The following is a 13,027-nucleotide window of genomic DNA, read 5'->3' on the forward strand; positions in this document are numbered from 1 at the left end:
TTGCAATTACCGGGTTTGAGCGCCCGGATCAGATTTTCCCCATGCCCGCCGCCATCAGGTCGTCGCGCAGGATGCGGCCGGCGATGATGAAGACGACGAGTGCGGGAAGAAGCAGGATGAAGGAGACGATGGAGGCGAGCGGCAGCTGCATCGAATAGGGATCGAGATACATGTAAAGCTTGATCGGCAGGGTCTCCACGACAGGCGCGCCGACGATGAAGGACTTGTCGAATTCCTCGAAGCTGCCGATGAAGGACATCAGCCCGCCCGCCAGAAGACCGGGCACCGCAAGCGGCAAGATGATGTGGAGGACGATGCCGACCGTGCCCGCACCCAGCGACCGGGCGGCATGGATGAGATCGTCTGGAATGGTCTCCAGCGCCGCCGTCATCAGCCGGATCATCAGCGGCAGGGTGCCGACGATCTGCACGAGGATGACCCCGGTTACCGAATAAGCAAGGCCAAAAAGCAGAAACACCTGCCCGATGCCGACGGCGACGACCAGCCCCGGAATGATGATCGGCGCCAGAATAAAGATTTCCACCAGCCGTTTCAGCCGGAAGGGAAAACGCGCCATGGCCCAGGCGGTGGGCAGCGCGATGGCCGCCGTCAGGAAGGTGACGACGATGGCGATGACGATGCTGTTGATCGCGGCGCGGATGAGGCTTGCATCGCCCAGAATGCCCGCCCAGCGCGCCGTGGTGTAATGCTCCGGCACGACAAGCGGCGGCGACCACCCGTCGGCAATGCTCCAGAGGAACATCAACGCCAGCGGCACGGCGATGGCAAGCGTTAGCGCGCCATAAAGCCCGATGGAAACGAAAATCCGGTCCTCCGGCGTGAATGCGCGGCGGCGGGGAGTGATGGCAGGTTCAATGGTGATAACACTCATCATGCGTCTCCTCGGTTTTGGCCGGGGCCGATGCGGGATGTCAGGGAATAATAAAGAATGAGCACGGTGACGGCGAAGAGGCTCAGAACCATGCCCATGGCATAGACCTGATTAAAACGGCCCTGGTTGAATTCCTGGATCATCAGCACCGAAAGCGGCCGGGCCGTCGGCGGGCCGACGATATCGGGAATGGCGTAAGAGCCCATGGAACCGATGAAGGTGAGAAGAATGGCGGCGGTGATGCCCGGCATGGCGAGCGGCACTTCCACGAAGAAGAAGGTCTTCAGCCGCGACGCGCCAAGCGTGCGCGAGGCATGGCGGATATCCTCGGGAATGGCTGCAAAGGCGCTGGTGATGATCAGCGTCATGAAGGGTATCTGCTTCCAGACACTGGCGAGAATGACGCCAATGCCCCAGTCGTCGCGCACCAGTTTGGGTAGTTCGAGCCCCAGCGGCGCGACCAGCCGGTCGAGAAAACCGCCCCTTTCGAAAACGACGATCACCATCAGGCCGACGATGATGCCGGGCACCGCCATCGGCAGCTTGTAAAGGCCGCTGAACAGTTTTCGCCCGAGAAAGCTCTTGCGGATCAGAAGCGCAAGGGGCACCGAGGCCGCAAGCGAGACGATGACCGGCATGACGCCGTAATAGATGGAGGTCGTCAGACCGCGGAGCATTGAGGGGCGCGTGAAAATCCGCTGGTAGAACATCAGCGTGAAGCTGCCATCCTCCTGCCGGAAGCTGCCGATCAGTGCCGACAGCAGCGGCCCGCCGAAGAAGACCAGAAGATAACCTACCCCCGGCAAAAGCAGCAGGAAAAGCTGGGCGCGCCTGTCGCGAAGGATCCCGGCCATCATGTCGCCTCCCCCGCCATCCTGTCGTCGAGAAGATGGACCGAACCGGGAAACTGCAGGGCCACCCTTTGCCCGGCGTCGATCAGGGTTTCCGCGCCGGACTGGCTGACCCTTATCTGGCGGCCGCCGATCTCAACCGTATAGAGCGCATTGGCGCCCATGAAGGAAACGGCGGAAACCGTGCCAGCACCGGCCTGATCGGCGCAAATCTGGATGTTTTCCGGGCGAACGGAAATCTGCACATTGCCGGCCGCCGCCCGATCCAGCATCACCGGCTGGCCCCAGGGCAATTGCGCCTGCTCACCCTCGGCGGAGACGGGCAGAAGATTGGTCTGGCCGAGAAAGCCGGCGGTAAAAGCATGCTTCGGCGCGCGGTAAAGCTCAAGCGGCGTGCCGATCTCGACCACCCGCCCGGCATTCATGACGACGATCCGGTCCGACATCGCCATGGCCTCGGCCTGATCATGCGTCACATAAAGGCTTGTGGCGCCGATGCGGCGGTGAAGCTCGGTCAGCTCATGGCGCAGCGTGTCGCGGAGTTTGGCATCGAGGTTGGAGAGCGGCTCGTCGAACAGCAGCAGGCTCGGCTGCATGACGATGGCGCGCGCCAGCGCCACGCGCTGCTGCTGGCCGCCGGATAATTGCCGGGGCATGCGATCCACCAGACCGGTGAGATTGCAAATTTCCAGCGCATGGGCGATGCGGCGGGCCCGCTCGTCCTTCGCAACCTTCTTCATCTTCAGGCCGAAGCCGAGATTTTTGGCGACCGACATATGCGGGAAAAGCGCATAGGACTGAAAAACCATGGCGATATCACGCGCTTCCGGCGGCGCTTGATCAATGCGCTTGCCTCCGAGCCGGATTTCACCGCCCGATGGCTGGCTGATGCCGGTGAGGATGCGCAAAAGCGTCGACTTGCCGCAACCGGAGGGCCCGAGAATGGTGACGAATTCGCCCCGCTCCACGGTGATCGACACGGGATGAAGCGCCCGGCTGGCGCCATAATCCTTGCTGATATTGCTGATCTCGAGTTCACTCATGACGAGCCTCCCTCATATTTTTTGACCAAGGCTTCCGGACCGTGCAGCCACTTGCGGCCGCACGATCCGGTCATCCTGATGGCGTTACTGGTTGAGGACTTTTTCATCGAGCGCTTCGGCAAGCGCTGTCGACATGTCCCAGAAAGCCGGCAGCGACAGGCGCGGATAGACACTCTGCGGCAGCACATGCTCCTGCACGGCCTTCGGCATCAGATCATTGGTGACATCGGCGCGGGGGGAACGGGAGGCCTTGTTTTCCAGCTTCCAGAGCTGGAACTCCTTGCTCATCGCCATATCGATCAGCAGCAGTGCGGAGGCGACGTTCTTGGCGTTAGCCGGCACGAACATGGCGTCGCCAGAGCCGACCTGACCTTTTTCGAGAAGCGTGACGCGGAAACTGTCGGGCAATTGCTTGGTGCCGAGGAAACTCATGACCTGATCTTCCCAGACGGTGCCCATGTGAAGCTGCTGGTTATTGATGAGATTGAGCGTATCGGCATTGCCGTTGGTCAGTTCAGCCACGGCCAGAAGACGGCGGTAATAATCCCAGACGGGCGTGAGGCACTCGGACTTCATCGCCCAGTCTTCGGCCTGCTGCAGCGTCTGGTTATAGTCGGTGAGCTTTGCACGGCAGTCGCCGGTGAGATAATTGAGCGCCACCGAATAGATGAAACCGCCGCCCGAGCCGCCCTTGGCCGGCAGGGTAACGCCAAGCCGCTTGGGGTTCTTTTCCGCCCAGACGAGAAGGTCCTCGAAGCTCTTCGGCACATCCTCGGCCTTCACGAAGGCAGAGTCATAACCGATAGCCGTCTGGTTGAGATGCACCAGCGGGAAGCTGCCGCCATGCGCCTTGCCGAAAACGGTCTCGGCCAGTTCCGGATTGTAATTGGCCATGTTGGGCAGGATTTTCGTCAGTGCAATATTGCCGACAACGCCCTTGGCGGAGAGAAGCGGATAGCTGCCGCCACCGGCGAAATAGGCATCGACCGGCGAATCCTGCCCCGCCGCCTGTACAGCGATCAGCTGCTGGTTCGCCTGGTCGCCCTTCACGTCGCTATAGGCGACCTTGATGCCATATTTGGCTTCGAAACGGCTGATCAGCTCCTTCCACGTATCGGCGAAGCTGCCGGCGAAATTATACATCGTCACCGTGCCCTCGGCTTTGGCAGCGGGAACGACGATGTCGTAGAAATTGTCGCGCGTGACCTTCGACAGATCGAAGTCGAGGTTTTTCATATTGCTGTCAGCCGAAAGGCACGGCGCTGCCATCGTCGCCAGCGCAAGCGCGGCGATCGCAAAAAATTTCATGCGCATTGAATGGTTCCTCCTGAGGACCCGTTGTTGACCGGCCCCTTATTAATACACTCTAAGTGTAATATTTGTGACAGTCCAGTGAAAAATGCTGTCGCAAACCAATGCCCCGTGTTGCCGCCGCCCCGCGCAGCCGTTATCCAAGGCCATGACAACAGATCAGACGCCGCACCGGACCTTCGACCGCCAGCCGCTTGCCAGCGAAAACGAGCGTCTCATTCTGGATATCGTGCGCCGTCACGGCCCCATTGCCCGTGCATCGATCACCGGCCACACCAACCTCACGCAGCAATCCGTGCACCGGCTGATCGAAGGCCTGCTGGAGCGCGGGCTTCTGCAGACCGGCGCGCCGCTCAAGGGCACGCGCGGCCAGCCGAGCCCCACCATCGAGCTGGTGCCGGAGGCAGCCTATTCGCTCGGCATTTCCATCAACACCGACTCCGTCGTCATCTGCATCGCCGATTTCCGCTGTGAGGTGATTGTCGAGGAAAAACTTGACATGCTTCCGGAAAACCGGGAGGAGACGCTCGCGGCCTTGTCGCTGGCCCTCGAACGGCTGCTCTCGGAACACGGCATTCCGCGCGAACGCCTGCTTGGCCTCGGTTTTTCCATGTCCGGCTTCTTTGTGTCGGAAGACCGGGCCTTCAATGCGCCGGAGCCGCTGCGTGACTGGTCGCTGATGGACCTGAAGCCGATCCTTGAGAAACGGTTCCACCTGCCGGTCTGGCTGGAGAACAACGCCACCACGGGTGCAATTGGTGAGAGCCTTCGCGGTGTCGGCTCCTGGTGCCAGACCTTCGCCTATCTGTCCTTCAACTATGGTTTCGGCGGCGGGCTGATCCTCGGCGGGCAGCCGTTTCACGGCTTTCATGGCAATGCCGGCGAATTCAGCGGCATATACAACCCGGATGAATCGCCGAAACGCCCTGCCCTGCAATATCTGATCGCCACCCTGCAGAGAAACGGCGTCGACATCCATTCCATCGAACCGCTCTATCAGCAGTTCGACCCCGCATGGCCGGGCGTCGAGGAATGGCTGACCGAGACCATGCCGCAGGTGGACAGGCTGGTGGCGAGCCTGATCGCGGTGCTCGATCCACAGGCCATCGTCTTCGGCGGGCAATTGCCGCGCGCGCTTGGCCAGATGATGATCGAACGCACGCACATGCCCTCAGAGCGTGAACATCGTTATGGTGTCGGGCCAAAGGAAGCGAAGCTGGTTCTCAGCGAGACGGTCGGCGATCCCTCCGCCATCGGCGCTGCGCTGCTGCCGCTCAGGGTGCGCTATTTCCTCTAGGTCAGCCCAAGCGGCCTGATGTAATCCCGCAACAATCATCACGGAAACGTGAGCCTGATTTCGCCCCCCGTTTTTTACTGGTTGGCAGCTTGCATCCGGAAGCGATAAATATGATTACAACTATCATGTTTATTCTGACATGAAGCGGCTTCTCCGCCCGCCTCATGCGCCAGACCAATACGCCACCGGGTCGATTGATGAGCAAAGCCCTGTTTGAGGTTCTTGACGCCAAGGAAGAAAACCGCCTGATGCGGTTTTTCCGCCGGCAGCTGCAGAACCGCGAAGACGCCGCCGACGCCATGCAGGAAACCCTGTTGCGGGCGCTGGAAGTCTCGCATGCGACGCTGATCGACAATCCGCAGGCCTATCTCTTCCAGATCGCCCGGTCCGTCGCCCGCCTGACGGTCATCCGCCAGTCGCGCGAGCGGCCGTTGTTCGCCCCTTACGAGGCGGGTTTTGCCGTCGCCTGCGAGGACCCCGGACAGGAACGGATCGTCGCCGGCCGACAGCATCTCATCCTGATGGCGCGGGCCATCGAGGCCCTGCCCAAACGTTGCCAGCAGGTCTTCGTGCTCAGCCGTCTGCATGGCCATTCCAATGGCGAAATCGCCGTCCGTCTCGGCATTTCCCGCAACATGGTGGAAAAACACATCATCAAGGCGCTGCTGCACTGCCGTCAGGTCCGCGCGCAAATAAAAATGTAAACCGGCATCAGGTGTTCGCATCCTTTTTCACTCTATAAGGGAAAAGGAATACACATCAGCACGCAACAACGGCAGATCAGGACATGAACAAGCGCCCGGACGGCCTGAAGGATAACGGTTTGACCGATGACGGTCTGGCCGAAGAGGCCGCGCTGTGGGTGGCGCGCATGCAATCGAGAGATGCGACGGAAGCGGAGCGCGAGGCTTTTCATGTCTGGCTGCGGGCCGATGCCGCCCATGCTGGCGCCTATGAGGAGATGCGGAGCCTCTGGGGCGAGCTTGGCGATATCGAGCTTGCGCCGGCCGAACAGCGAAAAAGGCGCGGACCTCGCCGGGCAATGCTGGCGGGTGTTGCCGGTCTCTGCCTCATCGGGCTTGCGGCGCTGTTTGCAGAGAAAAGCGGATTGCAGGACCGCTGGCAGGCGGATTATTACACCGAAATCGGCGAAACACGCATGCTTTCGCTGGAAGACGGCAGCCGCATCAGCCTGAACACCGACACGGCAATTGCGGTTCATTATTCGCAAAAGGAACGGCGCATCACCCTTCTTCGCGGCGAGGCTTATTTCGATGTCGCGAAAAACCCGGAGCGGCCCTTCATCGTCGAAGATGGAGCGCTGACGGCAAAGGCGCTCGGTACCCATTATTCGGTGCGCACCGGCAATGGCGCGCTGCCGCAGGAGGTGCAGGTGGAGGAAGGCCGCGTCGAGGTGACGACAGGCGCCGAGATCGCCGTGCTCACGCCCGGAGAGGCCGTGACCCTTGGCGGCGATGGCAGGCTGGTGCGCGCCCGCAAGGATGTCGCCAACAGCATGGCCTGGCGCGAGGGCAAGCTCGTCTTTTCCGGCCAGCCGCTGCGCGAGGTTCTCGATATTCTCTCGCAATATCGCCGGGGCCGCATCGTCATCCTCGATGAGGCGGCGGCAAGGCAGCACGTCTCCGGCATCTTCGACCTGAAGGACACGGATCAGGCGCTCACCATTCTCGAAGAGAGCCTTCCCGTTTCGGTATCGCGGCTTTCCGGAATGCTGGTTTTCGTCCGCTCGCGATAAAATAGCTTTTTTTCGCGAATCCGACGTCAGGAGTCGGCCCGCCTTTTCACTCTAGGCAATCAGGACCCGTTTCTGCGGGCGGCATGAGATCACGAGTGAGAGGGAATGACATGAATTTGGGCAAGCAGGCACGCGGCTGGTTCTGGCTGACGACGACGGCGATCATCGGGGGCATCGTCGCGGCAGGTCCGGGCGCCACGACCGCCAGAGCGCAGACACCGCCTGCCGCAAGCGGTGCGCCCGCCACCGTCACCGTCTCCATTCCCGCCGGCCCGCTGGAAAACGCCCTCCTCACCTTCGGCCGCCAGGCCAATCTGCGCATGGTCTACCCGTCCGCGATCACCAGGGGCCGCAGCACGGCCGGCGTCAAGGGCACGCTCAGCGTATCGGCGGCCGTCAGCGGGCTTCTGGCCGGATCGGGGCTGAACTATGCCTTGGCCGGCGGCAACACCGTCCGCATTTTCGATCCGGCCAGCCAGACAGGTGACAGCAGCGGAGCGGCTGCCGCCGGCAGCACCCTGCTTGCGCCGGTCACCGTGCAGGGCACCGGCCTTGAAGGCGCCAGGGGCATCATCGAGAGCAATGGCTATGTCGGCAAATCCGGACGCACCGCTACCAAGACCGATACGCCGATTGCCGAAACCGCCCAGTCCATCACCACCGTCAGCCGCAAGCAGCTCGATGACCTGAAACCGCAGAACCTCTCTGAAGCACTGAACTACACGCCCGGTGCGCGCATCGGCCAATATGGCGCGGAGCCACGCTTCGACGCCTTCAAGGTGCGCGGCACCGATCTCAGCACGACAGGCATTTTCCGCGACGGGCTGCGGCAGGTGAGCAGCCAGAACGGCAGCGCCCGGCTTGAGCCCTATGGCGTGGAAGCGGTTTCCATCCTGCGCGGTCCCGCCGCCTCCATCTATGGTGCCAGCAGCTCCGGCGGCATCGTCGATATCATCTCGAAACGCCCGACCGAAGAGACGCTACGCGAGGTGGAACTGCAATATGGTTCCTTCGGCCGCGTGCAGGGCGCTTTCGATCTTTCCGGCGCCGTCGATGACGAGAAGACCATGCTTTACCGCCTGACCGGGGTGGCCCGCGACGGGCGCAACGAAATCAGCGCCATCAAGGACGACAGGCTGTTCATCGCGCCGGCCTTCACCTTCCAGCCGGATGCCGGCACCAAGCTGACGCTGCTCGGCGAATATATGGACAGCACCACCGGCGGCACCTGGGGATACATCAACAAATATGGAGCCAGCGGCACCTCCATCGGTGCGACATCGGTCTATGGCGGCGATTCCCGGTTTAATGATTTCGAGCAGAAACAATGGCGTATCGGCTATGAGTTCGAGCACGAAATCAACGACAACGTCACCTTCTACAGCAAGGCGCGTTATTCGGCCCTTTCGGCCGACCAGCAATGGGTCTTCGCCAATTATCCCGGCATCACCATCGAGGATAATGAAGGCGTTTCCGCAGATAATTACCTCAAGACCGAATTCGACACCGGCCCGGCGAAACATACGCTGCTGACCGGTATCGACTTCAGCCATATGTCCTACACATCGAAACAGGGCAGCGGCGCCAGTGCCTTCACCGACACTTTCACCTATGTGCCCGACGTATCGCTGATCCTGACTCAGCGGATGAACACGCTCGGCATCTATGCGCAGGACCAGATCGAGATCGACCGCTGGCGTCTGACAGCCGGCATCCGCCACGACTGGCTGGACACCGAATATCAGGCCCAGACGGTCGGCGCGGCAACGGCTCCCACCTATGACGGCGATGAAACCAAGACGACCGGCCGCGCCAGCCTCGGTTATGTCTTTGACAGCGGCGTGATGCCCTATGTCAGCTACGGCACCTCCTTCGTTGCCAATCCGGGCGTCATCATCACCACGGGAACGGTGACGGGCCAGGCGCAGCCGACGGTCGGCAAGCAATATGAACTCGGCGTCAAATATGCCCTGCCGCAATATAACGCCCTGCTGAGCGCCGCCTTCTTCAATCTCGATCAGGACAATGCGACGGTCTACGAGACCTCCTCCGGCATCAACCTGCTGCGCCAGCTCGACCTGCGCTCGCGCGGCGTGGAACTCGAAGCCACGGCCTCGCTCGACAATGGCTGGAGCCTCATCGGCTCCTATTCCTATAACGACGTTGAAATCACCAGGCTGACGTCGGAAACGGTGGGCAAGCAGCTCAATTCCTCGCCCTATCACACCTTCTCGCTGTGGGCCGATTACGAGTTCCAGGAAGGCGCGCTGGAAGGCCTCGGCATCGGCGCGGGCCTGCGTTATGTCGGATCGAGCTTCGGCGACAACCAGCACACACCCATTCTCGACAATGAGGCCCGCACCTTCGTGGATGCATCGTTGCGCTACGATCTCGGCAAGGCCCTGCCCTCGCTGGAAGGCGTGAAACTGCAGATCAATGCCACCAACCTTCTCGATGAGGTGAAACAGGTCTGCACCACGGGCTTCTGCTATTATGACGAAGGCCGCAAGGTCGTCGGCAGCATCCGGTATCGCTTCTGATGCTGCAGCAGAACCCTGCCACAACCAAGCCCTCGCCGGCCGCCGTCTTCGTGGCGGTCGGCGGGCTTTATGTCGGCCAGAGCGTGATTGGCGGGCTGACCTTTCTCGGCCTGCCGGCGGTGCTCAGAACCGCCGGACTGCCGCTGGACCAGATCGGCCTGCTTTATCTCGTCGTTCTGCCCTGGGCGCTGAAATTCCTCTGGTCGCCGCATGTGGAGCGTTACCGGCTGCCGCCCGTCGGCAGGAACCGGTCGCGGGTGATCGTCGGCACGGGCATCGCCGCCTGCGCCTGCGGCCTCGCTGTTCTTGCCTTCACCGGCCCGTCGCCGGTTTCCGTCGCAATCGCCATCTTGTCGGTGATCGCGCTGGTGACGGCGACCGTCGACATCGCCTGTGACGGCTACGCGGTCGAAACGCTGGCGGAAGAGCATCATGGCTGGGGCAATGCCGCACAGGTGGGCGGCTCCTATCTCGGCTCCGCCATCGGCGCCGGCCTGTTTCTGGTGCTGGTGGAACGCGCCGGCTGGATGAGCGCCACGCTGGTCATGGCCGGACTGGTCATCCTGCTCGCGCTCCCCTTCCTGTTCGGCCCGGCGGCAAGAACGGTCACGCAAACACGGGATCACCTGCCATCGATCAAGAACGCGCTCAAGCGACGGGAAGTCCGCACCGGTCTTCTGGTCGCGGCGGTTTATGTCGCCGCGCAGAAATGGGGTCTCGCCATGCTCGGCCCGTTTCTGGTCGACTATGGCTTCGATCTCGCCACCATCGGCGCGCTGAATGGCGTGGGCAGCATGATCGTCGGTTTCGCCGGCGCGCTGCTCGGCGGCACGCTGGTGCGCCTCTACGGCGCATCACGAATCCTGCTCATCGCCATCTTCGTACAGACGGCGCTGTTGTGCCTTTTCGCCTATTTCAGCGTTCACCGCGATATTTCGCAATGGGTCGTCATGGCGGTTGCGGTGGCAAGCTCGTCGGGCATCATGTCCATCGGCTTCGTCGCGCTTTACGCCTGCTTCATGGGCTGGTCCGACCCGCGGCAGGCAGGCGTCGATTTCACCCTGTTCCAGTGCATGGACGGCGTTGTCGGCATGATCGGCGGGCTGGGCGCCGGCGCGATTGCCGAAAAATTCGGCTATCAGGCCTCCTTCATCATCGCCGCCATCGTTTCGGTGCTTGCCGCACCGGTCATCTTCCTGCTGATGCGACGGCAGAACTCCTGAAACGAAGTCTCCAGGCGCGGCGGCTCAAGCCACGCCCGGCAAGCCTCTTGCATCGGCCTATTCGACCACCACCGACAGTGCCGAGCCGGTATAGACCGGCCGCACCTTCACATTGCCCGCATCTATCGCGGTGAAGGTTCCGGTCAGGCCGTTGGCGGAAATGACGTCGAACCGTGTGCCCGCGGCCGGCGCGCCGCCATCAAAGGTGAGCTTCAGCGTTGCGCCCTCCAGCACCGCATTGCCCTTGACGTGCAGCGGCGCCTTTTGCGGATCAAGCGCCAGCGTGCCGCCCGACTGCTGATAATCACCACCAATAACAACGTCCTTCCCGCCGCCGAGCGAAAGCGTGCCGCCGCTCACCAGCACGCCGCCGGTTCCAAGGGCATCGGCGGAGGACGCCACCAGCGTTCCGTCCCTGACGATCGTACCGCCGCTGTAGCTGTTATTGCCGCTGAGCGTCAGCACACCACTGCCGGATTTGACGAGACGCCCTGCCCCGGCAATATCGTTCGTCCAGCTGTCCGCCGCATTAAAGCCGCCGGCTGCGGCATCCATGGTCACCTCGACATCGCCGTTAAACGCGCCATAACCACCGGCGGCGGCAACGAGATTGATGCGGCCCCAGCCATTGCTGTCATCCAGCAGCGGATAACCGGCCTCGATGCCGGTGGAAAACAGCACGGCGCGGCGCTGGGAGGCATCGAGATAGGGCAGACGCGTTTCCAGCAGAACCTCGGCCCCCTTCGGCACCGCCATCGCCGCGTCACCCGCTGCCTTGTCACGGCTGAAGGAGAAGGTCATGCGCCGACGATAATCCGCCCCGTTCTTCGCCGCATCGGCAAATTGGTCGACGTCAGGCTTTGCACCATGGGCGAAATCGACGAGCGACTGGCCCTGCGGCAGACGTTTGGCAAAATAGGCCTGCAGGGCCGCATGCGCCGCCTTTTTCACCTCGGCGTTTTTCGGGTCCTGCAACATGGCGGCGGCCATGGCGGTTGCGGTGATGCGGCCGCCGATCACGTCGAGCGGCGAATGCATGCCGGCGACGATGCGGCTTTCGCCGAGTTCGGAAGCCGCCGTCAGCAATTCGGAAAAGCGCTCCGGCACCGCATAGGCATAGGCGATGGCGGCAAGATAGGCGGCATTGGTGTGCCCGCTCGGAAAACCGCCATCCTTGCCGCGGCCGCGATTTTCCCGCGCATATTTCAGCGCGGGCACGATAACGCCCGGATCGCTGTCATGGCTTTCGAAGCTGCGGTCGCCAATCGTTTCCTTGCCGGTCTCGATCACCTCACCCTTGGCGTTCATGCGCCAGGGCCGCGGTGAGGAATAGAAATATTTCGCCGGCGACGTCGTGCCTTCCGGGCCGCGTATCACCTTCATGAAGGCGACGAAATCCTTCAGTTCGCTATCGGCTGCACCCGCTTCGGTGCCCTTGTCGTCCTCCTTGCGGGTGATGACCTCGTTCGGATCGAAATCGGCAAGCGTATGATTGATCGACGTCGTCGCGCCCGCGCCTTCGCGATACCAGTCGGCAAGCGGGCCCATGCCGTCGATGACGCTGTAACCCTGCGAACGCCGGTCGTTCATATAGGCTTCGAAAGCCGCAGCGCGCGTGCGGTTTTCACCGGTCACGGACAGCACGTAACGCATGTTTTCCTGCCACACGGCGGGATCGACGATCTTCACATGGCTGAAATCCGCCGGGCCATCGCCATTGGCGCCGCCATCCGCCCATTTTTCATCGCCGAGCGTCCAGATGCGGTTGAAACCGGAGAGGATTTCGATGATCGGATTATCCCGGTCATCATAGGCGCGAACCGCCTCGCCCTTCTCATTCTTGCCGGTCTGGTTGCGATAATTGTCGGCAAGCGGCAGCGGAAATGTTGCCGCCGGTTCCGGCACCGTGATGGCATAACCCTGCCCTGTCGGCCCGGTGCTATCGAGCGCCTGCGCGCCCGGAACCAGAACCAGCAATGCGACGGAGGCGAGCAGGCTCGAGCGTGCGGAAAGAAAAGACGACATCTTCAGTCTGGCCATGACGAATCCTATGATTTTCAGCGAGTGACGCGTGACGAAAACAGGCGGCGCGGCGTTCCGCGCGCCTCATCGTC

Annotated in this window: 10 protein-coding genes; 5 read left to right on the forward strand and 5 right to left on the reverse strand. The window is 61.9% G+C overall.

All coding sequences use genetic code 11. The annotated features are described in order from the left end of the window. Positions 1-28: 28 nt before the first annotated feature. The 4 genes from ACIQUH_RS26370 to ACIQUH_RS26385 form a co-directional block, all read right to left on the reverse strand. Complete coding sequence (locus ACIQUH_RS26370) at positions 29-895, reverse strand: ABC transporter permease (protein WP_400820826.1); 867 nt, start codon at positions 893-895, stop codon at positions 29-31. Next, complete coding sequence (locus ACIQUH_RS26375; RefSeq protein ID WP_400820883.1) at positions 892-1,746, reverse strand: ABC transporter permease; 855 nt, start codon at positions 1,744-1,746, stop codon at positions 892-894. The genes ACIQUH_RS26370 and ACIQUH_RS26375 overlap by 4 nt, the downstream gene beginning before the upstream one ends. After that, entirely contained in the window at positions 1,746-2,786 is a 1,041-nt protein-coding gene (locus tag ACIQUH_RS26380; protein ID WP_400820829.1) for an ABC transporter ATP-binding protein, read from the reverse strand. Before ACIQUH_RS26380 ends, ACIQUH_RS26375 begins: the two co-directional genes overlap by 1 nt. An 84-nt stretch (positions 2,787-2,870) precedes the next feature. After that, positions 2,871-4,100, reverse strand: a complete 1,230-nt coding sequence (locus ACIQUH_RS26385) for an extracellular solute-binding protein (RefSeq protein ID WP_400820832.1) — start codon at positions 4,098-4,100, stop codon at positions 2,871-2,873. Between the two features lie 145 nt (positions 4,101-4,245). Between ACIQUH_RS26385 and ACIQUH_RS26390 the strand changes: the two genes are divergently transcribed. The 5 genes from ACIQUH_RS26390 to ACIQUH_RS26410 all read left to right on the forward strand — a co-directional run bounded on the left by ACIQUH_RS26390 (position 4,246) and on the right by ACIQUH_RS26410 (position 10,913). Continuing rightward, on the forward strand, positions 4,246-5,394 hold the full coding sequence (locus ACIQUH_RS26390) for an ROK family protein (RefSeq protein ID WP_400820834.1): 1,149 nt from the start codon (positions 4,246-4,248) through the stop codon (positions 5,392-5,394). Positions 5,395-5,591: 197 nt separating this feature from the next. Beyond that, on the forward strand, positions 5,592-6,098 hold the full coding sequence (locus tag ACIQUH_RS26395; protein WP_269343182.1) for an RNA polymerase sigma factor: 507 nt from the start codon (positions 5,592-5,594) through the stop codon (positions 6,096-6,098). 83 nt (positions 6,099-6,181) lie between these two features. Continuing rightward, entirely contained in the window at positions 6,182-7,150 is a 969-nt protein-coding gene (locus ACIQUH_RS26400; RefSeq protein WP_400820837.1) for a FecR family protein, read from the forward strand. Positions 7,151-7,260: 110 nt separating this feature from the next. Further along, on the forward strand, positions 7,261-9,690 hold the full coding sequence (locus ACIQUH_RS26405) for a TonB-dependent siderophore receptor (protein WP_400820839.1): 2,430 nt from the start codon (positions 7,261-7,263) through the stop codon (positions 9,688-9,690). After that, positions 9,690-10,913: an MFS transporter gene (locus tag ACIQUH_RS26410; protein WP_400820841.1), complete on the forward strand. Its 1,224-nt coding sequence runs from the start codon at positions 9,690-9,692 to the stop codon at positions 10,911-10,913. The genes ACIQUH_RS26405 and ACIQUH_RS26410 overlap by 1 nt, the downstream gene beginning before the upstream one ends. A gap of 57 nt (positions 10,914-10,970) precedes the next feature. Here ACIQUH_RS26410 and ACIQUH_RS26415 read toward each other — a convergent pair whose 3' ends face one another. Next, positions 10,971-12,953: a phosphatase PAP2 family protein gene (locus ACIQUH_RS26415; RefSeq protein ID WP_400820844.1), complete on the reverse strand. Its 1,983-nt coding sequence runs from the start codon at positions 12,951-12,953 to the stop codon at positions 10,971-10,973. Positions 12,954-13,027 lie beyond the last annotated feature (74 nt).

Source organism: Agrobacterium sp. NPDC090283 (genome assembly GCF_044769685.1).
GTDB lineage: Bacteria > Pseudomonadota > Alphaproteobacteria > Rhizobiales > Rhizobiaceae > Agrobacterium.